Genomic DNA, 24,657 nt, shown 5'->3' with positions numbered 1-24,657 from the left:
TTGGCGGGCACCTCGTTGTCAGAAACATGGTGTAGCACTCCCCCCCCTTTGCGGGAGGGATGGGAAAGGGATTCGGGAACCTGCACTCAAATTTAGTCAACTATACTGCCATATCTTGGCCGGAAAATCTCCTCCCCGCTGCCTGATTGTCTCCTTTCCAGCGCCCGAATGCCCCTGTTTACACCTTTCTAACCTTAATAATCGATCATCCCGATTGTCGGCATTTGATCGTGTTTGTGTTGCTTTTGGGCATCGCGGAGTTTGCGGTCGCGAATTTGAGCTGCTGCAGAGGGCTTGGGAAAGTCTCATGCCGGGCTCGCGTACTGCCGAAGAGTTTGCGTGGCGTTCGGTGCGCCCGAACGGTCGGGTTGGCCGCTGTCGCACCGAAAAAGGTAGTTGGCGTTAGAGTATGGCGTATCGGCAGGATCCGGTGCGGGCGAAGGTCCGCATATCGAGTAGACCAGCGCGTGCCATTTTGGGGCTCGCGCTCAGCCTTTCTCTCTATGGCATGACGATGGCGCCCACCGGCGGCGGGCGGAGCGTTGACCTCGAAACCGAGATGCCGGCCACCCCAACCGCCTATTTAAGCTACGAGACCGGCACCCCCGTCATCACCGGCTCGGTCGCCACGCTCTTTGAGAACGATATGTTCACCGGCCCCAATCGCATGGGCAAGACGAGCCGTGCAGCGCCGCAAACCGATATTGCGGAGTTCTCCGGTGCGTTCGATGAGGCCCGGATCGCCATTGCCTCGGCGCGTTCGCTTGAGGACGCCAATATCACCAGGCAGTCCTCACTCATGATGGCCGATAACGAAGATGTCCAGGACGAAGCCGGTCCGCGTATGTCCGTCGCGTCGATCGACCCGGATATGGTTTCGTCGGGCGGCCTCGCCGCCATTGATGCGATTTCTGGGGGCACCTCAGGCACTTCCAGCCGGCCGGCGCCTGTTTCCATTCCCGAAAGCCTGGCTTACGCCCGCGCCACCACCCCGCCAACAGACTTCACACCGCGCCACAATTACTCGGAGCGCGAGCAATGGTGTCTCTCGACGGGGATTTATTTCGAGGCACGTGGGGAGAGCTATCGTGGTCAGGTCGCGGTGGCTCAGGTCATCATGAACCGCGTCGCGCACGAGGACTATCCCGACACCATATGCGGCGTCGTCTACCAGAACCAGCACCGGCGCAATGCCTGCCAGTTCTCGTTCGCCTGCGACGGTATTGCCGACCGCATCAACGAGCCCGAGGCCTGGGCGCAGGCCAAGGAAATCACCGCCGAAGTCCTCAACGAGGATATCTACCTCTCAGAAGTCGCCGACGCGACGCACTACCACGCGACTTACGTCCGCCCGCACTGGGCACGCAATATGGAGCAGGTAACGCAGGTCGGCCTGCACGTCTTTTACAGGTTCAAGCCCGGCTGGCTGTTCGGGTAGAGCCCTACCGGCTCGTATAGCACGCCATGAAGCTGCCCCCGGACATGCACGAGCGCAGGCCCAGATCCGTGATCCGGGTATAGGTCCGTAGCCCGCTCGGAGCTTCCCCCCAAAGATAGATCGAAGACGACGTCCCCTGCGCCCCCCCATAAGACAACATCGCCTTCGAAACCAGTTCCCACAGAGTGCGCAGCGAGAAGACCGGCTGCACGTCGATGCCCGGATAAAGCACATACGGCGAAACGATCGCATCGCTCGAATAGACCCCCGTCGCGGTCGTCGCGATATTGACCTCGGTCACCTTGCCATAGCCGATCTTGCGCACACTCGCCGTGCTCGTTGGTTCGAGCGACACCCAGCCCGCCGCAGTGACGCGATAGTCCCGCCCGTCGAACTTGACGAGATTCGAAAGCGGCGTGGCTTCGTCCGCAAACGCTTCGCTCGCACCCAAAAGCGAGACACAAATAAACAAAAACGCGACCGCAATCCGGATATGCGGAGCGATCAGCGTGCTGTGATGGGCGGGCGTGTGACGGGCATGTCGCATGGCCATTCCTCAAAGCGTCAACGTTGCGTTAACGCTTTATCAACCTTTCCCACCCGTTAACGCAAAGCCCTTCCTTCGCGACGGTTAATAGCGAAAATTTGATTTAAATTTTAAGGATTTCAATATGTTAGGTAGACGGCGAAACCTGTCGCCGTTTGCTTCAGCGCTCGGTGAAAAGGCTGTCGAAAACGCCCACGAAGCGCTCATGGGCTTCCTGCGTGGGCCAAGGGCGGATCAACCGCTCGAATCCTGGTAGGTCGAATCCGGCCAGCGTCGGCTCGCCGAAAATCCTGCGGGCCTCATCTGCGGCGAACCCGGCAAGGTTCACCGCCTCGAAGAACGCCGCTTCCTTGTCCGCGCGCTTGATGAGCTTGCGCACGGCGGTCGGCGGCGTCGCGGGCAAGCCGAAGCGGATATGGATCGCGCTCAGGAGCCGGTCCTCGACCTCGCGGTAATTTCCCCCCATCGCCGCCTTGAACGGAGAGATGATATCGCCCATCACATATTCGGGCGCGTCGTGGAGCAGCGCATAGAGCTGGGTGACATCGTCCGCGTTCGGCTCCATGGCTCCCACGATTTCGGTCACCAGCACCGAATGCTGAGCCACCGAATAGGCATAATCGCCCTGCGTCTGCCCGTTCCAGCGTGCCACGCGCGCAAGTCCGTGCGCGATGTCGGAGAGTTCCACGTCGAGCGGGGAGGGATCCAGAAGGTCGAGCCTGCGGCCCGAAAGCATGCGCTGCCAGGCGCGCGATTGTGCCCTTGCCATCCGGCCCCCACGAGGTTTTGTTATTCGGAATCGGTCGTTTCGAGGGCAAAACCGTAGCGCGCCCACCCGGGCAGGGCAAGCTGAACGGACGTGTCGTTGAGCGTCACTGCATTGGCATCGCTCACCTTGTCGACGCGCACGATGGCGACCGCTTTGCCCGCGACCGGCGTGCCGATCGTTCCCACCGATTTGCCGTCGAGTACGAGGCTATCCCCCCGTGCCGCCTCGCCAATCCCCGAAACGATCACCGGCCGCCGCCGCGCCGTGCCGCGATGCTGCATCCGGGAAACGACCTCCTGTCCCACATAGCAGCCCTTCTTGAAATCCACCCCGTCGAGCTGATCCATGCCGATATCGTGCGGGAAGGCCTCCTCGGTGCCGAAATCCCACCCGAGCGCCGCAATCCCCGCGCCAATCCGCGCCGCCTCCGGCGCATCGCCCCGCGCCCAATCCGCCGCCGCATCGGTCTCCGCGATCACGCGGTAGCCCAAGCCGCCGCCCCTCGGATCGGCATGGCTGATGCCGGTTTGCGGCGCAGCCTCGGCCCATCCCACGCGATGGGTCTCATTGAGCATCTCGATCTCGAGCTTCGCCCGCAGCTTGTACATCCGCATGCGCTTATGGAAATTCTCCGCGACGCTCTCGTGCACATCGACCCAGTGCACCCCGTCTGCCCAACCGGTCAGCCCCTCGGCGATGATTTTGCCCTGCGGCGTCAACAGCCCGAACCAGCGCGCTATGCCCTCGGTCTCATCGACCGGCGCAGTCAGAACGTCGGCCAGAAGATGCGTCGCATCGGGTCCGGAAAACCGGAAAACAACACGATCCGCGCGCAAATAAACGGTCATTTCAGGCTCCAATCTGGACTTTCCGCCCCGCACTCCGCTACACCCGACGGCAATCGCCACCACCACCAGGAGCTTATGCCATGAGTCGCCATTTCGATTGTCTCTTCAAAGGCGGCACGCTGGTCAACCACGATGGCATAGGTGGTGCGGATATCGGCGTTTCCAAGGGCAAGATCGCCGCCATCGGCGCGCTTTCGGACGCGACCGCCGACAAAATTGTCGATTGCACCGGCCTCACCATCCTCCCCGGCGTCATCGACACCCAGGTCCATTTCCGCGAACCCGGCCTCGACCACAAGGAAGACCTCGCCACCGGTTCGCTGTCCGCCGTAATGGGCGGGGTGACGGGCGTCTTCGAAATGCCCAACACCAACCCGCTGACCATCACCCGCGAAACCTTCGAAGACAAGATCGCCCGCGCGACGAACCGCATGCACTGCGACTTCGCCTTCTATATCGGCGGCACCCGCGAGAACATCGCCGATCTCCCGATCCTGGAACGCCTCCCGGGCTGCGCGGGCGTCAAAGTCTTCATGGGCTCCTCGACAGGCTCGCTGCTTGTCGCAGACGACGAAGGCGTCGAAGCCATCCTCCGCGCCATTTCGCGCCGTGCCGCCTTCCATTCGGAAGACGAATACCGCCTCGAAGACCGCAAATCCGTCCGCGTCGAGAACGATCCGTCCTCGCATCCTCTCTGGCGCGATCCAGAAGCGGCGCTGATGAGTACCAAACGCCTCGTCGCCCTCGCCCACAAAACCGGAAAACGCATCCACGTCCTCCATATCTCGACAAAAGAAGAGATCGCCTTCCTCGCCGACCATAAGGATGTCGCAAGCGTCGAAGTCACCCCGCACCACCTGACGCTCGACGAAACCGCCTATACCCGGCTAGGCACCTACGCCCAGATGAACCCCCCCGTCCGCGACGCCGAGCATCGCGAGGGCATCTGGAAGGGCGTCGCCAACGGCGTCGCCGATATCCTCGGCTCTGATCACGCCCCGCACCTGCGCGAGGAGAAGGACAAGCCCTACCCGAATTCCCCCTCGGGCATGACCGGCGTTCAGACCCTCGTCCCCATCATGCTCGACCACGTCAACGCCGGCCGGCTCTCGCTCCAGCGTTTCGTCGACATGACCAGCCACGGTCCCAACCGCCTCTTCAACCTCGCGTGCAAGGGCCGCATCGCGGTGGGGTACGATGCGGATTTGACTGTCGTCGACATGAACCGCACCGAAACCATAACCAATGATTGGGTGGCGTCCAAGGCCGGCTGGACTCCCTATGACGGCGTTTCGGTCAAGGGCTGGCCGGTGGGCACGGTCATCCGGGGCGCGACGGTGATGTGGGAAAACGAACTCGTCACAGCCGCACAGGGGCAGCCCATCCGGTTTATGGAGACGCTGCAGCCGGTCGGTTAGAGAATTTCGGCTTCTCGCTGGATCCCATCCTCCCGCGCAAGGCTACGACGTTCACACATCTTATTTGTGGTACTCACTCATGCCATACGCACGGTTCCCCTTCTCCCCTTGCGGGAGAAGGTGGGCTTTCGCGTCAGCGAAAGGTCGGATGAGGGGTGTCTGCGGCGCTTCGAACAACACAGCGTCTGCGCATTGTCGCAGGCGCGCACCCCTCATCCGACCGCTTCGCGGCCACCTTCTCCCTCAAGGGAGAAGGGACCCCGTGCTTGGCGCGAGGATTTGTGCCTCAAAATGAAATGTGTGAACGTCGTAGCCTTGACAGGGAGGGGTGAGGCCACACGTCCCTAAGCCACCGCCATCAAGCTCGCATTCCCGCCGGCCGCCGCCGTATTCGTGCTGATCGCCACCTCGTTGACCAGCAGGTCCACAGCGTAAACCGCTTCACCCGACGCCAGCTGTTCGGTTGCAAACCCCTGAACCAGCACGATCGGCCCCTCGAGCGCCGCTGCGCGTTGGCTCATGGCGCTCACGGTCGCCGCATCGCCTTCGGCCAGCACCGCATCGACCCGTTCGAAATCTCCCGCAACCGCCATCCGCACACGCGAGCCGATCTCCTGCGGCAAGGTCGCCACCAGAGCCTCGATCTCCTCGCCACCTTCGACTACCACGTCATTGCCCGCCGCCAGCGCCGCCGCCAGCCCATGCGCCAGCCCCGTCAACGTTTGCGGCGCAACGAGCACGACGCCCTTGCTGTGCGTGAGATAGACGTTTTTTTCCCCGACGGGTCCGGCCAATTCGCTCTCGGCGTTGATCGCCGGATGCCGCCCATAGCGCAGCACGGCGTCGGCGAGCTGGTCTTCGTCCCGCGCGTCCGCCCACTCGGCGAGCCCCGTAAGCGTTGGTCCGGCCTGACGCAACGGGAGGTCAAAGACCTTGCGGCTCGTCGTCGAAACCAGCCGCCGCAGATAGAGCGGCCCTCCCGCCTTGGGGCCGGTGCCCGAAAGCCCGTGTCCGCCAAAGGGCTGTACGCCCACCACGGCGCCGATCTGGTTGCGGTTGATATAGATATTGCCCACCTCGATCTGACCGGCCACATCGGCCATCGTCTTGTCGATCCGCGTATGCAGCCCGAAGGTCAGCCCGTAGCCGAGTGCATTGATCTTGCCGATGAGCGCATCGAGTTTGCTGCGCTTGTAGCGCACCACATGCAGCACCGGCCCGAACACTTCCGGTCCGAGGTCGGAGATATCGTTGAGTTCGATGATCGTCGGTGCAACGAAGGTGCCGTGCGCCGTAGATCCCGGCAGATCCAGCGTCGTGACCCTGAACCCCTTCTCCTTCATCTCAGCAATATACGCGGTGATATTGTCCCGCGCCTCATCGGTAATCACCGGCCCCACATCGGTCGAAAGCTGATCGGGATTGCCCAGCGCCAGCTCCTCGGTCGCGCCCTTGAGCATGTCGAGCGTCCGGTCCGCGACCTCCTCTTGCAGACACAAAACCCGCAGCGCCGAACACCGTTGGCCCGCACTGTCGAACGCCGAGGTGATGACGTCGAGCACCACCTGTTCGGTCAGCGCCGAGCTGTCGACGACCAGCGCATTCTGTCCGCCGGTCTCCGCGACCAGCGGCACCGGTGCTCCATTGGGCAAAGTCCGCCCGGCCAGCTGCCGCGCAATCGCGTGCGCCACCGGCACCGACCCGGTGAACATCACACCGCACACTTCCCTCTGCGCGACGAGCGCCGCGCCGATCGTCCCGTCACCGGGGAGAAACTGCAGCACATCGGCAGGCACGCCCGCCTCATGGAACAGCCGCACTGCTTCCTGCGCGATGAGCGGGGTTTCTTCCGCCGGTTTGGCGATAACAGGATTGCCCGCGACGAGTGCCGCAGCCGTTTGCCCGGTAAAGATCGCAAGCGGGAAATTCCAGGGCGAAATGCAAACGACCGGCCCGAGCGGGCTATGCGTTGCATTGTCGAACATCTCCTCAACCTGCTGTCCGTAGTAGCGCAGGAAATCCACGGCCTCCCGCACCTCGGCAATCGCGTTGGCTGCGGTCTTCCCAGCCTCACGCATGGCCAGCGCCATGAACCGCTCCATGCGGTCTTCCATCATATCGGCCACGCGATAGAGCATCGCCGCCCGCGTTGCCGGTGCCTCGGCCGCCCACCCCGGCGCTGCCGCCTGCGCGCGCGCCATGACCTCGGGAATCATCGCCTCGGTTGGCTCGAACACGGTTCCCACGATGTCGCGGTGGTCGGCGGGGTTGATCGACGGGCGACGGTTCCCGCCCTTGTCCTCGCCAGCGGTCCAGTCAGTCCCGACGGTTTCCCCAAGCGCCTTTCCAAGCGCGATAAGCGCATCCTCGTTGCTCAGATCGAGTCCGCGAGAATTCATCCGCCCGCGGGCGAGAATGTCTTTCGGCAGAGCGATGTCGGGATGCTTCGATCCCACCGGCGAAATCGCGCTCGCAACCGCGACCGGATCGGCGGCAAGCCGCCCGACGGGAATATCTTCATCCGCGATCTGATTGACGAAGCTCGAATTCGCCCCGTTCTCCAAGAGCCGGCGTACCAGATACGCCAGAAGCGTCGAATGGCTCCCGACCGGTGCGTAAATCCGGCAGGGCCGATCCAGCTTCTCTTTAGGCACCACCTCATTATAGAGCGGTTCGCCCATCCCGTGCAGGCACTGGAACTCGTAGTCGCCGTGTTTGAAGTCGGATCCGGCGAGCGTATAGATCGTCGCCATGGTCTGCGCGTTATGCGTCGCAAACTGCGGAAACACGTGCTCGCGCGCGTCGAGCAGTTTCCGCGCGCAAGCGATGTAGCTCACATCGGTATGCACCTTGCGGGTGAAGACCGGAAAGTCCTCGAGCCCTTCAAGCTGCGCGCGTTTGACCTCCGAGTCCCAATAGGCGCCCTTGACCAGCCGTACCATGATCCGGTGCCCGCTGCGTTTGGCGAGGTCGACGATCCAGTCGAGCACATAGGGGCAGCGCTTGGAATAGGCCTGCACCACAAACCCGATCCCGTCCCAGCCGTTGAAAGCCGGGTCCATCGCGAGCGCTTCGAGCAGGTCGAGCGAAAGTTCGAGCCGGTCCATCTCTTCGGCGTCGATATTGAGCCCGATCCCGTAGCCCTGCGCCAGCGCTGCGAGATCCTTCACCCGCGGCAGCAATTCGTCCATGACGCGCTCGTACTTTGCCCGCGTATAGCGCGGGTGCAGCGCCGAGAGCTTGATGGAAATCCCCGGCGCTTCATAGAGATCCTTGCCCTTGGCGGCCTTGCCGATCGCGTGGATGGCGTTGACGTAGTCGTCCATGTAACGCGCGGAATCCGCTGCCGTCGTCGCGGCTTCGCCCAGCATGTCGTAGGAATAGGAAAAGCCTTTTTCCTCGAGCCGCTTGCCATTCTTGATGGCTTCCTTGATCGTCTGCCCGCAGACGAACTGCTCCCCGAGCATCTTCATCGCCATTTTGACGCCGGCCCGGATCACCGGTTCGCCCGAGCGCGAAACCAGCCGCGAGAGCGCGTTCGATAGCCCTTGCTCGTCCACCGGCGTCACCAGCCTGCCGGTCACCACCAGCCCCCAGGTCGCTGCGTTGACGAAGATCGAGCGGTCCATGCCGAGGTGACTTTGCCAGTTCCCCGGCGCGATCTTGTCGGCAATCAGCAGGTCGCGCGTTTCGTTGTCCGGCGTGCGCAACAGTGCCTCGGCAAGGCACATAAGCGCGATGCCTTCCTGGCTCGAAAGCGCATATTCGTGGATCAGCCCGTCGATGCCCCAGCCGGGCCCGTGCGTGCGGATGGCTTTTATGGTGTCTTCGGCAAGCGCCCGGATCTTGTCCGCCTCGGCACTCGTAACGGTCGCAGCGTCGATCAGCGGCGGCACGGCCTCGGGCTCAGGGAGCCGATAGGCCGCGGTGATCGCCGCGCGGAGCGGCTCGTCTGCCCGCGCGGAGCGCCCCGGAAAGTCGGAAAAGGGCCGCGCCGGAGCGTCGGAAGCGGGCGCGGTGGTTGCGTCAATAGCCATCGCAGGATGCCTCTCATGCCTGGGTTTAACTATGCTCGCTTGCCCCTGCGAGGGCAATTGCACTGAGCATGCTTCGGTTCCGCCCGGAGAGCTATTGGATTTTTTCGATTATTTCCGTATAATATAAGGAAATACCGGAATAGAGCGTATAAATGACGGAAGTTGATCGTATAGACCGGCGCATCCTGCGAGAGCTTCAGCTCGATGGCCGTATAACCAATGCCGAGCTCGCCCAGCGTGTCGGGCTCGCCCCCACCTCTATGAGCGACCGACTCAAGCGCCTGCAGGCGCACGGCGTCATCACCGGCTTTTCAGCCCGGGTCGATCCCAAGAGCGTCGGGCTCGAACTCCTCGTCCTGGTCGAAGTTTCGCTGGACAAGACCACCCCAGACGCCTTCGACAAATTCGCCAAGGCTGTGCGCAAGGTCCCCGAGGTGCTCGAATGCCACATGGTCGCTGGCGGCTTCGACTATCTGTTGAAGGCGCGCCTCGCGGGCATGTCGCAATATCGGGCCTTTTTGGGCGATGTGTTGTTGACCCTCCCAAACGTCAGCGAAACTCGCACATATCCCGTTATGGAAGAGGTCAAATCCGACGGCCCCTTGCCGGTCTGAGTTCCTCAGGGTAGCCCTAATGTGCGAGTTGAGGAGGCTACCCCATGATGAAAGGTCTCGCCGAGCATCTCTCGGCCACCCTTGAGGACATTCGCGCCGACGGGCTCGAAAAGCACGAAATGGCGATCGGGTCATCTCAATCCGGCCGCGTCACGGTCGGCGGCAGGCAGATGGTCAACCTCTGTGCCAACAACTATCTCGGCCTTGCCGACGACCCCGAGGTGGTCGCCGCCAGCATGGCCGCGCTCGAAAAATACGGCTCTGGCATGGCCTCGGTCCGCTTCATCTGCGGCACCCACGAGCTCCACAAGCAACTCGAAGCGACCGTCGCCCGCTACCTCGACAAGGACGACGCGATCCTCTTCGGCTCGTGCTTCGACGCCAATGGCGGCATTTTCGAAACCCTGCTCGGCCATGACGACGCAATCGTCTCCGACACCCTCAACCACGCCTCGATCATCGATGGCGTGCGGCTTTCGAAAGCCCGCCGCTTCCGCTTCGCCACCTCGGACATGGACGACCTCGAAACCCAATTGAAGATCGCCAACACCCAAGGCGTGCGCTTCAAGCTGATCGTCACCGACGGTGTCTTCTCGATGGACGGCTACATCGCCAGGCTTCCGCAAATCTGCGACCTTGCCGAACGCTACGGCGCCGCCGTCATGATCGACGATTGCCACGCCACCGGCCATCTGGGCGAAAAGGGCAGGGGCACGCCCGCATTGACCGGTGCGGGCAACCGCGTCGACATCATCTCGGGCACCTTCGGAAAAACCCTCGGCGGCGCCATGGGCGGCTTCATCGCCGGCCCGCAACCTGTCGTCGACATCCTGCGCCAGCGCGCGCGTCCCTATCTCTTCTCCAACGCCCTGCCACCCTCGGTCACCGCGGGCGCCATCAAGGCCATCGACATCGCGGAAAAAGCCGACGACCGCCGCGATACCCTCGCCCGCCACACCACCCGCTTCCGCACCGCGCTCGCCGATGCCGGTTTCGACCTCGTTCCCGGCGAAACCCCCATCATTCCCGTTATGCTCTACGATGCGGGGAAGGCCCAGGCCATGGCCAGCGCGTTGCAGAAAAAAGGCGTCCTCGTTTCCGCGTTCTCCTTCCCCGTCGTCCCGCGCGAAAAAGCGCGCATCCGCACCCAGATGTCCGCCGCCCTGACCGAGGACGACCTCACCTTCGCCATTGATGCCTTCATTGCCGTGGGCAAGGACTTCGGAGCCATTTGATGACCCGCACCATGAAAGCCCTCGTGAAGGCCAAGCCCGAACCCGGCCTGTGGATGGAAACCGTCCCCATCCCCGAACTCGGCCCCAACGACGTCTTGGTCAAGGTCACCAAGACCGGCATCTGCGGCACCGACCTGCATATCTATAAGTGGGATGCCTGGGCCCAATCAGCGGTCCCGGTCCCCATGACCATCGGCCACGAATATTGCGGCACCATCGCCGAACTGGGCTCAGCGGTCACCAACCTCGAGATCGGCCAGCGCGTCTCCGGCGAAGGCCACGTCATCGGCTTCAAGTCCCGCGCGAGCCGGGCAGGGCGCTTCCATCTCGACCCTGAGACCAAGGGGGTAGGCGTCAACCTTCCCGGTGCCTTTGCCGAATACGTCAAAGTCCCCGCCTTCAACATCGTCCCCTTGCCCGACACGATCGACGACGAAATGGGCGCCATCCTCGACCCCCTCGGCAATGCCGTCCACACCGCGCTCGCTTTCGACCTCGTGGGTGAGGACGTCCTCATCACCGGCGCCGGTCCTATCGGCATCATGAGCGCCGCGGTGGCAAAACACGCCGGCGCGCGTCACGTTGTCATCACCGACCCGAACGATCATCGGCTCGAACTCGCAAAAAAGACCGAGCCCGAAATCGTCACCGCCAACACCTCCGACGATCTTACGGCCATCGTCAAATCGCTCGGCATGAACGAGGGTTTCGATGTCGGCTTCGAGATGAGCGGCGCCCCCGCCGCGCTGGCGACGCTCACCGATCACCTCATCATGGGCGGTAAGATCGCGATGCTCGGGCTCCCGGCAAAACCCTTCGAATATGACTTCGCCAAGCTGGTCTTAAAGATGCTCACGTTGAAGGGCATCTACGGCCGGGAAATGTTCGAGACCTGGCACAAGATGCTCGCCATGCTCGAATCCGGTCTCAACGTCCGCCCCGTCATCACCAACCGCTTCCCGGCGGATGATTTCGACACGGCCTTCCAATCCGCCATTCAGGGCGGCGCGGGCAAGATCGTTCTGGAGTGGTGAGGCCCTACTGCAGCACGCGGTCGAGCGTATATTCGCCGTTGCTGATCCGGTCGGGGATCTCGCCGATCATCCTGGCTACGGCCTCTTCGCCGTAATTCTTGACCAGCGTCGCGAGGGCGGCGAACATTGCCGCATGCGCGAGGGCCTGGGTATCCACGCCATCACTATCGGCTGCGTTCCACGCTTCAGCGAGGTATTCGAGCGCAATCCGGCGCTCTTCGTGCTCGGCCTCGAAGCCGGATACGGATGCGGAAAACGGGAACGTGGTACGAAACGTGCTCATGAGCCGACTGTTAACACGGCTTTGCGGCACTGCTAAGAAGAAATGACCAGTTGGTTAACGCGGAAGGCGAAATCTGTGCAAATCCGTATGCAAGGCTACGAAGGGCAGGCTATTCGGCAAACTGCGTATGAATATCCTGCGCCAGCGCCGCGCCTTCGGTCAAAAGCCGCTCGAGCGCCAGTTCCGCCGATGGCGTGCACGTGCGGTAGAATCGCGCGTAGGATTCGTACCCCGCATTGAACGCCCCTGCGAGTCGGGCCCGCCGGTCCGCATCCGGCTCGTCGAGCGCGATCAATTCGGCCATTTGCGCCCGCCAGTCGATCTCCTCCTGCCCGCATAGCGGTGCGAGCATATAGAGGCTTCCGAGAATCTCCGCGAGTCGCTCCATCTGCGGCTGGTAGGGCGGATCGACGGCCAGCACCGCGCCCGGCAGCAAAGCGATAAGGATGGCAAAAAGGCGCTTCAGAATAAAAACCCCGGCAATAGCTTGGCGTGTGCAAACACACGCTAAGACGCATATCCATAGCGGTCCAGATGCCGCGCGCAAGCAGCAACCACCCGGTCGAGCCCCGGCGTCGTCCGATAGCGGGGAATTTCCTCAAGCAGCACCCAGTCCCAATTGGCGATCTCGTCCGAAACCATTGGCGCCCTGAACGGGTGCCGCGCCGCGAACACCGCGAGCCGATAGGTTATGCCCGCCTCCTCGGCGGTTTCGATAAGCACCTGCGCCGGCGCCTCGACGATCAACCCGGTCTCCTCGAAAAGTTCCCGTGTCACGCATTCGATCGGGCTTTCCCCTGGCTCCCGCCCGCCGCCCGGCAGTGTCCAGAGCCCCTCGAAGGGCGCATAGGCGCGTTGGATCAGAAGCACGGCGTTGCCATTCAGAAGCGCAATTGAGCATCCGTTGGGCTGCATGGGGTGCTTCCTCTTGTTATAACGTTCCGGCAAGGAGCCGGAAGAATCATGTGCGGACGCTACGCTTTCACGCTGCCATCCGAGGCGATGGAGATCCTGTTCAGGGTCGCAAATGTACCGGAGTACCCGCCGCGCTACAATATTGCCCCTACCCAGCCCATCCTCGCCATCTGGCGTGACGAATCGGGCGAACGCGCCGCAAAGCTCGCCCGCTGGGGGCTAGTCCCCGCCTGGGTAAAGGACCCGCGCGATTTTTCCCTCATTATCAATGCCCGCGCCGAAACCATGGCGGAAAAGCCCACCTTCAAGGCATCGGTCCGTCACCACCGCTGCGTCGTCCCCGCCTCGGGGTATTACGAATGGCGCCGCACCCCCGACGGCAAGAAGCTGCCCCATTACATCACCTCGGCATCTGGCGAACCCCTGGCCATGGCCGGGCTCTACGCGTCCTGGATGGGACCCAACGGCGAGGAAGTCGATACAGCGGCCATCATCACCGTGCCCGCCAATTCCGACCTTGCCCAAATCCACGACCGCATGCCTGCCATCCTCGGTATGACCGACATCGATGCCTGGCTCGACGTTCGCGGCACCGATCCCAAAACCGCGCTTCAGGTGATTCGCTCCGCCCCCGAGGGCACCATGACCGCCCATCCGGTCTCGAACCGGGTTAATTCCGCCCGCAACGAGGGCGAGGATTTGATCGCACCGGTCACTGTGGAAAAGCCCCAGGCGGATTCTGGCGAAGCCAAGGACGTCAAGCCGGCAAATCCATCTCAACTCGACCTTTTCTAGCCTTTAAACCGGGAACGTCGTTCCCCATTTGCCGTTCACTGCGCGGGAAGTTTTTCGCGTCCGTGCGCCCAATTGGCACAAGGGGGCTCGATTTCCACGCAAGTTCTTGGTAAAAGACCGATCGTGACGCCCGTAAAGGGTGTCCGTAAGGTCAGGCTGGAGTTCGGCACAATGGCAACACTAACAGTTTGGGCACGCCTGACCGCGTCCGTCTCCACGTATTCCGTATGGCTCAAACATACGGGTTCGATGTGTAGTTCCTGGACTTGGCACGTAGCGCGATAACGCCACACCGCCGTCACAAGACCCTCACATTAGACTGCTAGCACTGCCCATAGGGTTTGGGCGGATCGCTTCGGAGACTTTTCGAAATGACCAAGCCGATCGTTATCTCTGTCCATGGTGAACCTCAGGGTGTTGTCGTCCCCGGCGACGGCGACTTCCGCTTCATGGCCGTCAAGCTCGGCGTCTTCCCCCTCGAAGGCAAGATCTTCGAGTCCGTCGCCGCCGCCCAACAGGCCGCCCGTGCGCTGGTCGACGGGGCAGGGGATTTCGGCGAAACCTTCACCGACGCACCGGACGACGACAACGGACTGGTGGCGTAAGCGCCGCCGGTCCTTGGTGTGGGTGTCATTGACAGACCATGCCGGCGTATGCCCCTGTGTGGCAACCGAAGTTGATCTATTGAAAAAGTGATCAGTCGTTATGGTATAACATGTTAGTGATAGTGCCTTGCAAAGGCCCGCAAATATGCATTAATCCCCGATTAGGTAGAGCGTGAGATACTGTCGTGACAAGTCGGACGGATAAAGCATCAGAGTTTCATGTGTCGAAAACGGTAGTCCCACCTACGCTGCATCCTGTGTCAGAAACGATTGCTCTATCGGGCGCAACGCTGGAAGAGTTCCGATCTGGTAAACGCGATGATCTGGTGTCGTGGGGCATAGGTAGGGCTAAACTGATTCCGCTTAACGAGTATGCCTTCGTTGGCCCAATTCACGGTGAGGAAGGGTACCTTTCGTCTCTCGCGTCGCTAAGTACCGGTGGCGATGATTTGGTTTTTGTTCAACCAAAGAAGTCGGGGCTATGCCGCGATGCCGAAGCAATGGCTCATGACCTTGCGGTTTTAGTAGTCAAGACGACATCCGCCGGAGATATGCACGGCCATCCACGGAGTCCCCGTGGTTACGACCAGCTTGCCGAAACGCATAGGAACAAGATTAGAGCGGTCAAGGCCGCCTTACGTGAAAGGTGGGGCGTTGGAACATCCGATTGACGACGCCGAAGACGAGGATGATGTGGCTACGGAGGACGCTTCCGAGGTGGCTACGCATCACGTAGAAGCGGCCGTACGTCATGTCAAAGGTGAACTTGCAAAGCGCGGAAGCGATGTTCCGGATGATGTCCTTACCGAAGTGTTGGCGCCTGCCTTTGCCGGAATGGCTGTCGAAGTTAGCCAGACATACGTCAGCTCTCATTCCGGACCACTGCCAAGTGCTAAAGCGATGAAAGAATACGCAGAGCTGTACCCTGAGGCGCCAGCAATTCTGTTTGGTCATTTGCAGCAAGAGCAGAAGCATAGGCACCATTGGGAAAGTGAAGCGATTCGTGTCCCGAGCGCACAGATGCGTCGACGAGATTTCTTAATGTTTGGGACTGTAGCAATTGGCCTAGCGGCGGCATTTTATATGATTTATGAAAGGCAGGTCGTGTGGGCTGCTATCTTGATTGTCGTGTTGATACTGGGGGGAGGTGCCTTGGCACTCGGGCGGCAATTTCTCGCATCGCACGGCAAGGACGGTACATCGGTGCAGGTCAGTGACGAGCAGCGAGCTTCTGAGTAGAAAGTGACTACGGTCGCCTACCCCACAACCGCCGCCCGGAAATCGTTCACATTCGTCCCCGTCGGTCCGGTCTCGAACACCTCCCCGACTGCCGCAAACCCCGTATAGCTATCATTCGCATCCAACAGCCCGCGCGGGTCGAGCCCAACCGCGCGCATCCGCGCTGCCGTCTCACCATCCGCGAACGCCCCGGCATTGTCTTCCGATCCGTCGATCCCGTCCGTATCGGCGGCCAGAAGCGTGATGGCTTCCCCCTCGATCTCGAGCGCGAAGGCCAGCGCGAACTCCCCGTTCCGCCCGCCGCGGCCGCCCTTTTTGCGGATCGTCACCGTGGTTTCCCCGCCCGAGAGCAGCACGGCGGGCTTTTGAAAGGGCCGGTCGCGGTGGAGCACTTCGCGGGCGATGGCGGCGTGGACGCCTGCGACTTCACGCGATTCGCCCTCGATGGCGTCCGAAAGGATGGCGGGGGTGAAGCCCGCCTCTCGCGCGACCTGCGCCGCCGCTTCGAGCGAAACGCCCGCCGAGGCGATGATGTGGTGGCTGTCGCGGGCGAAGACGGGATCGTCCGGCTTGGGCGCGTCGGCGGCTTCGGAGTTAAGATGCCTGAGCGCGGGGGACGGCAGGGCGAGCCCGTACTGTTCGACGATCCTGAGCGCGTCATGCCGCGTCGCCGGGTCGGGCACCGTGGGGCCCGAGGCCACATGCGCCGGATTGTCACCGGGAATGTCCGAGACGATGAGACTAACCACTGGCGCCTTGGTCGCTGCCGCGAGCCGCCCGCCCTTTATGGTGGAGAGATGCTTGCGCACCGTGTTCATCGCCGAAATCGGCGCGCCGGAGGCCAGCAACGCCTCGTTGACCGCGATTTCGTCTTCAAGCGTCATCCCATGGGGCGGTGCGGGCAGGAGCGCTGAGCCACCCCCGCAGATGAGCGCGACGACAAGATCGTCCTCGGAAAGCCCCGATATCGCATCGATAAGCTGCTTGCCCGCCGCAAGCCCCGCCGCATCGGGCACCGGATGCGCCGCTTCGAGGATCTCGATATCCCGCGTCTCGCACCCATAGCCGTAGCGTGTCACCACGACACCGGAGAGCGGCTCCTCCCAGAGTGTCTCGAACGCCGCCGCCATCTGCGCGGCACCTTTCCCTGCGCCGATCACCACCGTCTTGCCCTTGGGCTTTGCCGGTAGATGCGCCCTGATGCCCGTCATCGGGTCGGCGGCATCGACGGCGGCCTGGAACATGGCCTTGAGCAGGTCGCGGTGGTTCATGGGGCAGGGGCTCCGTTGGCGAGAGGTTGTAACCGTATAGTTACTACGGTTTATCCCCGTCACCAAGCACCCGGGTGGCCAGAAGCTTGATCGCCGCACGCATTTGGGCGGGGTCGGGGAGTTTGAGGAGGATGCCATAGGCCGAAGCCAGAAGCATGCGTGCGGTTATCTCCGGGTCGGGGACGCCCTCTGCGGCGAGCAGATCGGTAAGCTCCGTTTCCACCTGGTCGTCGAGCGCCTTGAGCTTGCCGGCGAGCCGGTGGTGCTCGTTTAAGATCTCGTCCGCATGAGGCGAGCGGGCGAGGAGGTCGGCTGCCACCCCAAGCTTGCCGGCGAGCGCTTCGCCGATCCGTTCATCGAGGGGGCCATGATGGGCCAGCCCGCGATGAAACGCCGCAAGCTTGTCCGCGGCCATCATCTCGATAATGGCCGCATAGATCGCGTCCTTGTCAGGGAAGTAGCTGTAGAGCGTCGCCTTGGCGACGCCGGCTTCCCTGGCGACCATCTCCATCGTCGTGCCCTTGAGCCCAGAGCGCAGGAATACCGCTTCCGCCCCTTCGAGAATCCGACGCCGCCTGTCCCGGCTTCTCATCGATTGTGCCATTGTCGTCATCGCCGTATTGAACGAAATGAACGAATATCATATATATCGTTCAGTTTTGATAATGAGGTCATTATGACAGATCGTGTTCTTCTGACGGGCATCTCGGGTTTCCTCGGCGGCCATATTGCCCTGGCCCTTCTCAATACGGGATATACCGTACGTGGAAGTGTGCGCAACCTTTCCAAGGCTGACAAGGTCCGCCAAACCCTTGAAAATGCTGGCGCTGACACAACCAATCTCGAATTCGTCGCCCTCGACCTGACCCGCGATGAGGGCTGGCGTGAAGCGATGGAAGGCTGCCGCTACCTCCTCCACACCGCCTCCCCCTTCGTTATCCAGATGCCCCGGGACAAGAACGAATTGATCCGCCCCGCCGTAGAGGGCACCGAACGCGCGCTGAACGCCGCACTCGCTGCTGGCGTCGAACGCATTGTCCTGACTTCCTCAATGGCTTCAATAGCTTACGGCCATGATCCGAAACGCACTGCGCCCTTCACGGCAGATGATTGGACCAATCTCGAAGGCCGAGATGTCACTGCCTATGTGGAATCCAAGACCCGCGCGGAACGCCGCGCCTGGGAGCTGATGAAGGCCGCCGGGCGCGAAGACGACCTCGTCACCATCAATCCCAGCGGCATCCTGGGGCCGCTCCTCGACGAAGATCCAGGCACCTCCGCGGCGATCGTTCAGCGCCTTCTCGACGGCACGGTACCGGCAGCGCCACGCGTGCCATTCGTGATCGTCGACGTCCGCGACGTCGCTGCCGCGCATGTTGCCGCGCTGACCGGCGACGTCGGCGGCAAGCGCCTACCCATCGGCGAACGCCCGATGTTCATGTTCGAGGTGGCACAGGTCTTGCGCAAGACCCATGCGGACTATGCCCGGAAGCTTCCGCGTTTCGAAATGCCCGACTGGGCCGTACGCATCTATGCTCTCTTCGACAAGGATATCCGCGGGATTCTCGGGGAACTCGGTATACGCAAAAGCCTCGATTCCAGCACCGCAGAAGCGCTGCTCGGCCGCAGGCTGATTGCAGCGGACCAAGCTGTCTCGGCAACAGCCGAGAGCCTTATTGCGCACAAGCTCGTTTAAACGTCGATCTCGAAATACCCCAGTGCATCGCCGATCGACTCTTCTTCATAGCCCAGATGCGAGAGCAGCACGCGCCCCAGCGCGTCGTTGATCTCGCTCGCGGCCTCGAAATTTTCCTGGCTTGGGTTCTGCGCCAGGGCGTTGAGCGCATCGACGAGCCGCACCAGAAGTTCGTGGACGACCTTATGCTCTTCCATCAGACGATCGGTGACTTTCTTCCACGCTTCGCCCTTTTCCGAAAGGGCCGGGAAGATGTGCGCATCCTCGATCGAGTGGTGCGCGTGGACGATTTGGCAGTGCTGGCCACATAGGTTGCCGAACTGCCGGTAGTTCGAAACCATTTCAAGCGAATCGATGGCCTTCTCGACTTCCGCCGCGCTCATCCTGCCCTTGGCGGTATCCTTGACCACCTGCCGCAGGGTCGTGACGTTCTGGCGGAGATGATCATGGATCATCTTGAGGTGCATGCCGGGCCGGCGCTGGGCGGAGGTGAGGTTTTCGAGTTTTGGTGCACGCGGACGCGTGGCATCATCGAGAAAATTGATGTCGAGAAGCATTGGGAGGAGGCCTGAGATGTCTTGTGGTTCGGTCAATGTAGGCGGTTGGGCACAGATTGCTAGCCCAGCACCTTGCCGGGGTTCAAAATCCCCTTGGGATCGAGCGCGGATTTGATTGAGCGCATCATCGCCATTGCGACAGGGTCTTTGACCTCGGCCAGGAGCCCGGTCTTGAGCTGCCCGATCCCGTGTTCGGCCGAAACCGAACCGCCAAGCTCTCGTACAATGGCATAAACAGCCGCGTGCACCGGCTCGGCGCCGGCCATGAAGGCCGTGGGATCGGCGTCCTCGGGCTGGCTGAAATTGAAGTGGATGTTGCCATCACCCAGATGTCCGAAGGGCACCGGGCGGATGCCCTCGACAATCCCGGCAACAGCCTTCGAACCACGTTCGATCAATGCAGGCACCGCAGTGATGGGCACCGAGACGTCGTGCTTGATCGACGCGCCTTCGCGCGACTGAACTTCCGACATCTGCTCGCGCGCCCGCCACATCGCCTCGCGTTGCGCCAGCGATTCGGCAATCGCGCCGTTGCTGACCAGCCCGGATTCGAATGCCGGCTCGAGCGCCGCCATCAGCGCACCTGGCGCGCGTCCCTCGGGTACCGAAATCTCCACCAGAACGTGCCAAGGCGAGGGCTCAGTGGCCACGTCGTGCTCAAGCATGCTGTGCTTGAGCTGGAAGTCGATCCCAATGCGCGGCATCAATTCGAACGCCGTCAGCGTATTGCCTGCCCGCGCGCGTAATTGTCCGAACAGTTTGAGCGCCGCATCGGGTGAGGCGACGTTGAGGAACGCCGTCTCGTAGTCCGCAGGCTTGGGGAAAAGCTTGAGCGTTGCCGCTGTGATGATCCCAAGCGTGCCTTCGGAGCCGACGAACAGGTCTTTGAGGTCGTAGCCTGTATTGTCCTTCTTGAGGGCGTTGAGGCCCTGATAAAGCGTGCCGTCGGCAAGGACTGCCTCAACGCCCATGCACAGTTCGCGCGCATTTCCATAGGAGAGAACTTGCACACCGCCGGCATTCGTTCCCAGTACACCTCCGATTCGCGCGGACCCCTGCGATGCGATGTGGAGTGGGAACAGGAGTCCTGCGTCTTCTGCGATCTCGCGTGCTTCCTCGAGTGTTGTCCCGGCATTGAGCGTCATGTGCCCCGCTGCCGGATCGACGTTGCGTACGCCCTTCAGCCTGGAAATTGAGACGATCACCTCATCGCCGAACAGCGGCACTTGGCCGCCTACAAGCCCGGTGTTGCCTGCCTGCGGAATGATGCGGACGTTGGTTTCATGCGCCCACGCCATCACGTGCTGTACCTCGGCAACCGTGCGGGGCAGGGCGACCGCGCGTGCCGGCGTGGTGAAACGACGCCGGGGCTCTGTGAGATACCCTGCCATCTCCGAGGGCGCCGATATCACGCTGTCAGCACCCAAAAGCTCAGTGAGCGCGTAGATGATCTGGTCCTGGGAAAGTGTCATAGAGTATCTTGTAGGTCCGCCGTCTTCTTTCGGAACTTGTTATGCCACAACTTGCGGCGTCCCGGCTATGCCGTCGGGGGTATCGCAAAACGCGTCCGCGATCCACCTTGCCCGTCGCTCTGCGCTGTGCCAAAACCCCTGCAAAGGTCATTTTGCGGAGAAAAACATGGCTGGTTTGATGGAAGGCAAGCGCGGGCTCATTATGGGCGTCGCCAACAACCGCTCGATTGCATACGGCATCGCCAAGGCGCTGCACGCACAGGGGGCGGAACTGGCCTTCACTTACCAGGGTGAGGCGCTGCACCGCCGTGTGCTGCCGATCGCCGAGGAATTCGGATCCGACCTCGTGCTGCCATGCGACGTGACCGATGCGGACGCGATGGATGCCGTGTTCAATGTCTTGAAGTCCAAATGGGGTAAGCTCGACTTCCTTGTCCATGCCATCGGCTTTTCCAACAAGGAAGAACTCGATGGGCGCTATATCGACACGACGCCCGGCAATTTCGCGCTGACGATGAACATCTCGGTCTATTCGCTGACCGCACTCGCCAAGCGCGCCGAGCCGCTGATGGAACCGGGCTCCTCGATCCTGACTCTCACTTACTACGGCGCCGAAAAAGTCCTGCCGCACTATAACGTCATGGGCGTCGCCAAGGCCGCGCTCGAAGCGTCCGTGCGCTACCTCGCTGCCGATATGGGCCCCAACGGCATCCGCGTGAACGCGATTTCCGCAGGCCCGATCAAGACGCTTGCCGCGTCCGGCATTGCGGGTCTGCGCGAGATGCTCAAGTGGAACGAGGAGAACGCGCCGCTACGCCGCAACGTCACCATCGACGAGGTGGGCAATTCCTCGCTCTATCTGCTTTCGCCGCTTTCCAACGGCGTGACGGGCGAAGTTCACTACGTGGATTCCGGTTACAATGTCATCGGCATGAGAACGCTCGATGAGAATGAGGGCGAATAACCGCCCGCCTGTTTGAAAAGATCGACTGCCATGACTGCCGTTTCTTGGCCCGACTTCTATTTCGCGCGCCACGGCCAGACCGACTGGAACAAAGAACGCCGCTACCAGGGGAGCCGGGACATCCCGCTCAACGCGACGGGCCGCAAGCAGGCCGACGCGAATGGCGTTCTCTTGCGTTTCCTGCTCGAGGAGGCCGGCACCGACCCGGCAAGTCTCAACTGGTATGCCTCGCCGCTCGGTCGCGCGCGGGAGACGATGGAGCGCATGCGCGCGGCCTTCGACGTGCGGTTGCCCGAGGTACACTACGACCAGCGACTCGTCGAGATTTCCTTCGGCAATCTCGAAGGCCGGCTACACGACGAAATCAATCGGGAGCTTGCCCTCGCGCCGGGCGACCGGGATGCGGACTATTGGCACTTCCGGCCAGAGAACGGCGAGAATTACGATGACGTTGCGCACAGGCTCGTCGCGTTCGCCGAGGAGTTGACGCACCATTGCGTCATTGTCGCCCATGGAGGCATCCTGCGCGTTCTGCGCCATATCGTCGAAGGCGCGGAGCGTAAGGACGTTCTCAACTGGGCGCCGCCCCAAGGCGTGATCGCGCATTTCGTCGGCGGCAGCATGACGCTGCACGCCGCCGAAAAGACGTGGGACGACTAAGCAGCCCGATTGACCTTGGGCCGCAGACCCAAATCCTCAATCGCCTGCATCTGTTCCCGATCAAGCGGTCCGGCCGCTTCAGCGTCGAGCGCGTCTTTCAACTCGGCGCGATTCTTGACGCCGAGCACAAGCGTATCCACTCCCTCGATACCCAGAGCGTAGCGGTGCGCGATGACCGCCGGGTCTTCGCTCCATTCGGCGCAAAGTGCGCGGAACGGTGCGGCTTTGCGGTAGTCGGGCAGATCGCGATTACCTTCGGGGACGTCCCGGTCGAAGCTTCGTGTCAGCGCGCCGGCCTGGACGGCTCGGATACCCATGACGCCGATGCCATTGCGTTGCGCCATGGCGATGATCTCACGCTGGCGCGGTTGTTCGTCCTCGACAACGAGCCCGCCAGGGCTGTCGAGCAGGTTCGCGACGGCTTGCACCGCATGGGGTGCCGGTACGGTGCCGAGCGCATCGAGAATCTGAGGCGTCTTTGCAACGCCCGTAAGGCCCCAGCCGCCGATCAGGCCGTCATCCATCAACCGCTCGAAGGCGGGAATGACATGGTCGCGATAGACCGACCAGCGCGTGAAATGCGAATGGCCGTCCGGTGCCACGCCGTCATCCGGTCGGATTTCGTTATGAAGGAACAGAAGGTCGACGCGATCGAGCCGCATGGCCTTGAGGCTGTCTTCGAGAGAGGCGCGGAATCGAGCATAAGCCTCCTCGCCCGGCGCTGCGGCGAACCCGTATTTCGTCGTCACCTTGACGTGCTCTGGCAGTTGCCCGTTGAACGCCTCGCCGATCAGTGCTTCGCAGACGTTATAGCCGGGCGCGGCGTCAAGAACGTCTATGCCCTCGTCGATCGCCATCTTGATCGTAGCAATGCCTTCTTCACGGGTCGTTTCTCCCCACACCTGGCCAATACCGCCCCCGCCAAGGGTAAGGCGGCTGACCTTGCCGAGATTTCCAAAATCATTGCGTTGCATGGCAGTCCTCCATTGTGTCCATTCGCCCATACTGTGCGACCTTGATCTGCCTGGCGGCTACGGACAGCGATGCAAAGCGATTTTCAAAGCTGAAACACCGCCCTCCGAAAAGCGCATTTCCCTTTGCCGAGCATTCCGTTAGAAAGGCGCCAACTCACTTTCGGGGTGCCAATGAGCTTCAATTCGTTCGGTCAGCTATTCCGCATTACCACCTGGGGCGAGAGCCACGGGCCCGCGCTAGGCGTCGTCGTCGACGGCTGCCCGCCGGGCCTGCCAATCAGCGCCGAGGTGATCCAGCGAGATCTCGACCGCCGCAAGCCCGGACAGTCGCGTTATACGACCCAGCGCCGCGAAGCGGACATGGTGAAGATCCTTTCGGGCGTTTTCGAGGACGAGCGGACCGACGGCTTGCGCACGACCGGCACGCCGATCTCGCTGATGATCGAAAACACCGATCAGCGCTCCAAGGACTATTCCGATATCCGTGACAAGTTTCGGCCAGGGCACGCGGACTATACCTATTTCCAGAAATACGGCATCCGCGACTATCGCGGTGGCGGACGATCCTCCGCGCGCGAGACGGCTGCGCGCGTTGCAGCGGGCGCGGTGGCGAAGCTCGTTATCCCGGAGGTCAGGATCAGGGCTTCGCTCGTCCAGATCGGGCCGCACAAGATCGATTACGCCAACTTCGATTGGGACGAAGTCGACAACAATCCCTTCTTTTGCGCCGATCCCAAGGCGGCTGAATTCTGGGCCGAATATCTCGACGGCATTCGCAAAAAAGGCTCATCCGTGGGAGCTGTTATCGAGGTAGTTGCAGAGGGCGTTCCGGCAGGCTGGGGCGCACCGGTCTACGGCAAGCTCGATCAGGACATCGCTTCGGCAATGATGAGCATCAATGCGGTGAAGGCGGTCGAAATCGGCGCGGGCTTCGAGACTGCGGCGCTGACCGGCGAGGAGAATGCCGACGAGATGCGTTCCGACAAGCCGATGCCGAAATTCCTGTCCAACAAGGCCGGCGGCATTCTGGGTGGGATTTCCAATGGTGATCCCCTCATCGCGCGTTTTGCGGTCAAGCCGACGAGTTCGATCCTGACACCGCGCGAGACGGTGACGACCGCCAATGAGGATGTCGATATCGTGACCAAGGGGCGCCACGATCCATGCGTGGGGATTCGTGCTGTGCCCATAGGCGAAGCCATGATGGCGATTGTTCTCGCCGATCATTATTTGAGGCATCGCGGGCAGACCGGCCGTGACGGCGGCATCGGTTTTAGGGAGTAGGA

Annotated in this window: 24 protein-coding genes; 12 read left to right on the top strand and 12 right to left on the bottom strand. The window is 61.9% G+C overall.

Going from position 1 to position 24,657, the window contains the following annotated elements:
- Window positions 1–409 precede the first annotated feature (409 nt).
- Window positions 410–1,438 (top strand): cell wall hydrolase, encoded by a 1,029-nt coding sequence (locus LG281_RS07315; protein ID WP_404405837.1) that lies wholly within the window; start codon window positions 410–412, stop codon window positions 1,436–1,438.
- Window positions 1,439–1,442: 4 nt separating this feature from the next.
- Here LG281_RS07315 and LG281_RS07310 read toward each other — a convergent pair whose 3' ends face one another.
- The 3 genes from LG281_RS07310 to LG281_RS07300 all read right to left on the bottom strand — a co-directional run bounded on the left by LG281_RS07310 (window position 1,443) and on the right by LG281_RS07300 (window position 3,602).
- Complete coding sequence (locus tag LG281_RS07310) at window positions 1,443–1,985, bottom strand: hypothetical protein (RefSeq protein ID WP_404405835.1); 543 nt, start codon at window positions 1,983–1,985, stop codon at window positions 1,443–1,445.
- Window positions 1,986–2,145: 160 nt separating this feature from the next.
- Window positions 2,146–2,754 (bottom strand): hydrolase, encoded by a 609-nt coding sequence (locus LG281_RS07305; protein ID WP_404405833.1) that lies wholly within the window; start codon window positions 2,752–2,754, stop codon window positions 2,146–2,148.
- Window positions 2,755–2,774: 20 nt separating this feature from the next.
- The gene (locus LG281_RS07300) at window positions 2,775–3,602 is read right to left on the bottom strand and encodes a YgfZ/GcvT domain-containing protein (protein ID WP_404405831.1); all 828 of its coding nucleotides are present in this window, start codon (window positions 3,600–3,602) and stop codon (window positions 2,775–2,777) included.
- A gap of 80 nt (window positions 3,603–3,682) precedes the next feature.
- Between LG281_RS07300 and LG281_RS07295 the strand changes: the two genes are divergently transcribed.
- A complete protein-coding gene (locus tag LG281_RS07295; protein ID WP_404405829.1) occupies window positions 3,683–5,020 on the top strand; it encodes a dihydroorotase in 1,338 nt (445 codons plus the stop codon).
- 344 nt (window positions 5,021–5,364) lie between these two features.
- Here LG281_RS07295 and putA read toward each other — a convergent pair whose 3' ends face one another.
- On the bottom strand, window positions 5,365–9,057 hold the full coding sequence (gene putA / locus LG281_RS07290; RefSeq protein ID WP_404405827.1) for a trifunctional transcriptional regulator/proline dehydrogenase/L-glutamate gamma-semialdehyde dehydrogenase: 3,693 nt from the start codon (window positions 9,055–9,057) through the stop codon (window positions 5,365–5,367).
- A 152-nt stretch (window positions 9,058–9,209) separates the two neighbouring features.
- Here putA and LG281_RS07285 point away from each other — a divergent pair, with 152 nt between their 5' ends.
- From LG281_RS07285 to tdh, 3 genes are read left to right on the top strand one after another with little or no spacing between them, the layout of a single operon-like run.
- The gene (locus tag LG281_RS07285; RefSeq protein ID WP_404405825.1) at window positions 9,210–9,671 is read left to right on the top strand and encodes an Lrp/AsnC ligand binding domain-containing protein; all 462 of its coding nucleotides are present in this window, start codon (window positions 9,210–9,212) and stop codon (window positions 9,669–9,671) included.
- A gap of 44 nt (window positions 9,672–9,715) precedes the next feature.
- On the top strand, window positions 9,716–10,906 hold the full coding sequence (locus LG281_RS07280) for a glycine C-acetyltransferase (RefSeq protein ID WP_404405824.1): 1,191 nt from the start codon (window positions 9,716–9,718) through the stop codon (window positions 10,904–10,906).
- Entirely contained in the window at window positions 10,906–11,940 is a 1,035-nt protein-coding gene (tdh, locus tag LG281_RS07275) for an L-threonine 3-dehydrogenase (protein ID WP_404405822.1), read from the top strand. Before LG281_RS07280 ends, tdh begins: the two co-directional genes overlap by 1 nt.
- A gap of 4 nt (window positions 11,941–11,944) precedes the next feature.
- Here the strand turns inward: tdh and LG281_RS07270 are convergent, their stop codons facing one another.
- The 3 genes from LG281_RS07270 to LG281_RS07260 form a co-directional block, all read right to left on the bottom strand.
- On the bottom strand, window positions 11,945–12,223 hold the full coding sequence (locus tag LG281_RS07270; RefSeq protein ID WP_404405820.1) for a hypothetical protein: 279 nt from the start codon (window positions 12,221–12,223) through the stop codon (window positions 11,945–11,947).
- Between the two features lie 109 nt (window positions 12,224–12,332).
- Window positions 12,333–12,770, bottom strand: coding sequence for a TIGR02301 family protein (locus LG281_RS07265; protein WP_404405818.1), 438 nt, complete (start codon window positions 12,768–12,770; stop codon window positions 12,333–12,335).
- Window positions 12,731–13,138 carry an NUDIX domain-containing protein gene (locus LG281_RS07260; RefSeq protein WP_404405816.1) on the bottom strand — a complete coding sequence of 136 codons (408 nt, stop codon included), beginning with the start codon at window positions 13,136–13,138 and terminating at the stop codon, window positions 12,731–12,733. The genes LG281_RS07265 and LG281_RS07260 overlap by 40 nt, the downstream gene beginning before the upstream one ends.
- A gap of 48 nt (window positions 13,139–13,186) precedes the next feature.
- Here LG281_RS07260 and LG281_RS07255 point away from each other — a divergent pair, with 48 nt between their 5' ends.
- From LG281_RS07255 to LG281_RS07245, 3 genes are all read left to right on the top strand, one after another.
- Window positions 13,187–13,933 carry an SOS response-associated peptidase gene (locus tag LG281_RS07255; RefSeq protein WP_404405814.1) on the top strand — a complete coding sequence of 249 codons (747 nt, stop codon included), beginning with the start codon at window positions 13,187–13,189 and terminating at the stop codon, window positions 13,931–13,933.
- A 371-nt stretch (window positions 13,934–14,304) separates the two neighbouring features.
- A complete protein-coding gene (locus LG281_RS07250) occupies window positions 14,305–14,538 on the top strand; it encodes a hypothetical protein (protein WP_404405812.1) in 234 nt (77 codons plus the stop codon).
- A gap of 654 nt (window positions 14,539–15,192) precedes the next feature.
- Window positions 15,193–15,777: a hypothetical protein gene (locus LG281_RS07245; RefSeq protein ID WP_404405810.1), complete on the top strand. Its 585-nt coding sequence runs from the start codon at window positions 15,193–15,195 to the stop codon at window positions 15,775–15,777.
- Window positions 15,778–15,794: 17 nt separating this feature from the next.
- Here the strand turns inward: LG281_RS07245 and LG281_RS07240 are convergent, their stop codons facing one another.
- The gene (locus tag LG281_RS07240; protein ID WP_404405808.1) at window positions 15,795–17,048 is read right to left on the bottom strand and encodes a glycerate kinase; all 1,254 of its coding nucleotides are present in this window, start codon (window positions 17,046–17,048) and stop codon (window positions 15,795–15,797) included.
- A gap of 43 nt (window positions 17,049–17,091) precedes the next feature.
- Complete coding sequence (locus LG281_RS07235; protein WP_404405806.1) at window positions 17,092–17,652, bottom strand: TetR/AcrR family transcriptional regulator; 561 nt, start codon at window positions 17,650–17,652, stop codon at window positions 17,092–17,094.
- A 72-nt stretch (window positions 17,653–17,724) separates the two neighbouring features.
- On the opposite strand from LG281_RS07235, the gene LG281_RS07230 reads away from it, so the two are divergent.
- A complete protein-coding gene (locus LG281_RS07230) occupies window positions 17,725–18,744 on the top strand; it encodes an SDR family oxidoreductase (RefSeq protein ID WP_404405804.1) in 1,020 nt (339 codons plus the stop codon).
- On the opposite strand, the gene LG281_RS07225 is transcribed toward LG281_RS07230, so the two are convergent.
- On the bottom strand, window positions 18,741–19,301 hold the full coding sequence (locus tag LG281_RS07225; protein ID WP_404405802.1) for a hemerythrin domain-containing protein: 561 nt from the start codon (window positions 19,299–19,301) through the stop codon (window positions 18,741–18,743). The two genes, LG281_RS07230 and LG281_RS07225, sit on opposite strands and share 4 nt — an antisense overlap.
- Window positions 19,302–19,360: 59 nt before the next feature.
- Window positions 19,361–20,773 carry an FAD-binding oxidoreductase gene (locus LG281_RS07220; RefSeq protein WP_404405800.1) on the bottom strand — a complete coding sequence of 471 codons (1,413 nt, stop codon included), beginning with the start codon at window positions 20,771–20,773 and terminating at the stop codon, window positions 19,361–19,363.
- Between the two features lie 166 nt (window positions 20,774–20,939).
- Here LG281_RS07220 and fabI point away from each other — a divergent pair, with 166 nt between their 5' ends.
- Both fabI and LG281_RS07210 read left to right on the top strand, forming a co-directional pair.
- Window positions 20,940–21,737, top strand: a complete 798-nt coding sequence (gene fabI / locus LG281_RS07215) for an enoyl-ACP reductase FabI (protein ID WP_404405798.1) — start codon at window positions 20,940–20,942, stop codon at window positions 21,735–21,737.
- Window positions 21,738–21,767: 30 nt separating this feature from the next.
- Window positions 21,768–22,397 (top strand): histidine phosphatase family protein, encoded by a 630-nt coding sequence (locus tag LG281_RS07210; protein ID WP_404405796.1) that lies wholly within the window; start codon window positions 21,768–21,770, stop codon window positions 22,395–22,397.
- On the opposite strand, the gene LG281_RS07205 is transcribed toward LG281_RS07210, so the two are convergent.
- Window positions 22,394–23,371 carry an aldo/keto reductase gene (locus tag LG281_RS07205; protein ID WP_404405794.1) on the bottom strand — a complete coding sequence of 326 codons (978 nt, stop codon included), beginning with the start codon at window positions 23,369–23,371 and terminating at the stop codon, window positions 22,394–22,396. The two genes, LG281_RS07210 and LG281_RS07205, sit on opposite strands and share 4 nt — an antisense overlap.
- 171 nt (window positions 23,372–23,542) lie before the next feature.
- On the opposite strand from LG281_RS07205, the gene aroC reads away from it, so the two are divergent.
- The gene (aroC, locus tag LG281_RS07200) at window positions 23,543–24,655 is read left to right on the top strand and encodes a chorismate synthase (protein ID WP_404405792.1); all 1,113 of its coding nucleotides are present in this window, start codon (window positions 23,543–23,545) and stop codon (window positions 24,653–24,655) included.
- The last annotated feature ends 2 nt before the right edge of the window (window positions 24,656–24,657 follow it).

It is taken from the genome of Pelagibacterium halotolerans, assembly GCF_044811015.1.
Lineage (GTDB): Bacteria > Pseudomonadota > Alphaproteobacteria > Rhizobiales > Devosiaceae > Pelagibacterium > Pelagibacterium halotolerans_A.
This window is presented reverse-complemented; position numbering and strand designations above follow the sequence as displayed.

What these genes read in the sequence shown, in the direction of transcription:
- LG281_RS07315 (WP_404405837.1), top strand. Translation starts at nt 410, where the DNA reads ATGGCGTATCGGCAGGATCCGGTGCGGGCGAAGGTCCGCATATCGAGT.
- LG281_RS07310 (WP_404405835.1), bottom strand. Translation starts at nt 1,985, where the DNA reads ATGCGACATGCCCGTCACACGCCCGCCCATCACAGCACGCTGATCGCT.
- LG281_RS07305 (WP_404405833.1), bottom strand. Translation starts at nt 2,754, where the DNA reads ATGGCAAGGGCACAATCGCGCGCCTGGCAGCGCATGCTTTCGGGCCGC.
- LG281_RS07300 (WP_404405831.1), bottom strand. Translation starts at nt 3,602, where the DNA reads ATGACCGTTTATTTGCGCGCGGATCGTGTTGTTTTCCGGTTTTCCGGA.
- LG281_RS07295 (WP_404405829.1), top strand. Translation starts at nt 3,683, where the DNA reads ATGAGTCGCCATTTCGATTGTCTCTTCAAAGGCGGCACGCTGGTCAAC.
- putA (WP_404405827.1), bottom strand. Translation starts at nt 9,057, where the DNA reads ATGGCTATTGACGCAACCACCGCGCCCGCTTCCGACGCTCCGGCGCGG.
- LG281_RS07285 (WP_404405825.1), top strand. Translation starts at nt 9,210, where the DNA reads ATGACGGAAGTTGATCGTATAGACCGGCGCATCCTGCGAGAGCTTCAG.
- LG281_RS07280 (WP_404405824.1), top strand. Translation starts at nt 9,716, where the DNA reads ATGATGAAAGGTCTCGCCGAGCATCTCTCGGCCACCCTTGAGGACATT.
- tdh (WP_404405822.1), top strand. Translation starts at nt 10,906, where the DNA reads ATGACCCGCACCATGAAAGCCCTCGTGAAGGCCAAGCCCGAACCCGGC.
- LG281_RS07270 (WP_404405820.1), bottom strand. Translation starts at nt 12,223, where the DNA reads ATGAGCACGTTTCGTACCACGTTCCCGTTTTCCGCATCCGTATCCGGC.
- LG281_RS07260 (WP_404405816.1), bottom strand. Translation starts at nt 13,138, where the DNA reads ATGCAGCCCAACGGATGCTCAATTGCGCTTCTGAATGGCAACGCCGTG.
- LG281_RS07255 (WP_404405814.1), top strand. Translation starts at nt 13,187, where the DNA reads ATGTGCGGACGCTACGCTTTCACGCTGCCATCCGAGGCGATGGAGATC.
- LG281_RS07250 (WP_404405812.1), top strand. Translation starts at nt 14,305, where the DNA reads ATGACCAAGCCGATCGTTATCTCTGTCCATGGTGAACCTCAGGGTGTT.
- LG281_RS07240 (WP_404405808.1), bottom strand. Translation starts at nt 17,048, where the DNA reads ATGAACCACCGCGACCTGCTCAAGGCCATGTTCCAGGCCGCCGTCGAT.
- LG281_RS07235 (WP_404405806.1), bottom strand. Translation starts at nt 17,652, where the DNA reads ATGGCACAATCGATGAGAAGCCGGGACAGGCGGCGTCGGATTCTCGAA.
- LG281_RS07230 (WP_404405804.1), top strand. Translation starts at nt 17,725, where the DNA reads ATGACAGATCGTGTTCTTCTGACGGGCATCTCGGGTTTCCTCGGCGGC.
- LG281_RS07225 (WP_404405802.1), bottom strand. Translation starts at nt 19,301, where the DNA reads ATGCTTCTCGACATCAATTTTCTCGATGATGCCACGCGTCCGCGTGCA.
- LG281_RS07220 (WP_404405800.1), bottom strand. Translation starts at nt 20,773, where the DNA reads ATGACACTTTCCCAGGACCAGATCATCTACGCGCTCACTGAGCTTTTG.
- fabI (WP_404405798.1), top strand. Translation starts at nt 20,940, where the DNA reads ATGGCTGGTTTGATGGAAGGCAAGCGCGGGCTCATTATGGGCGTCGCC.
- LG281_RS07210 (WP_404405796.1), top strand. Translation starts at nt 21,768, where the DNA reads ATGACTGCCGTTTCTTGGCCCGACTTCTATTTCGCGCGCCACGGCCAG.
- LG281_RS07205 (WP_404405794.1), bottom strand. Translation starts at nt 23,371, where the DNA reads ATGCAACGCAATGATTTTGGAAATCTCGGCAAGGTCAGCCGCCTTACC.
- aroC (WP_404405792.1), top strand. Translation starts at nt 23,543, where the DNA reads ATGAGCTTCAATTCGTTCGGTCAGCTATTCCGCATTACCACCTGGGGC.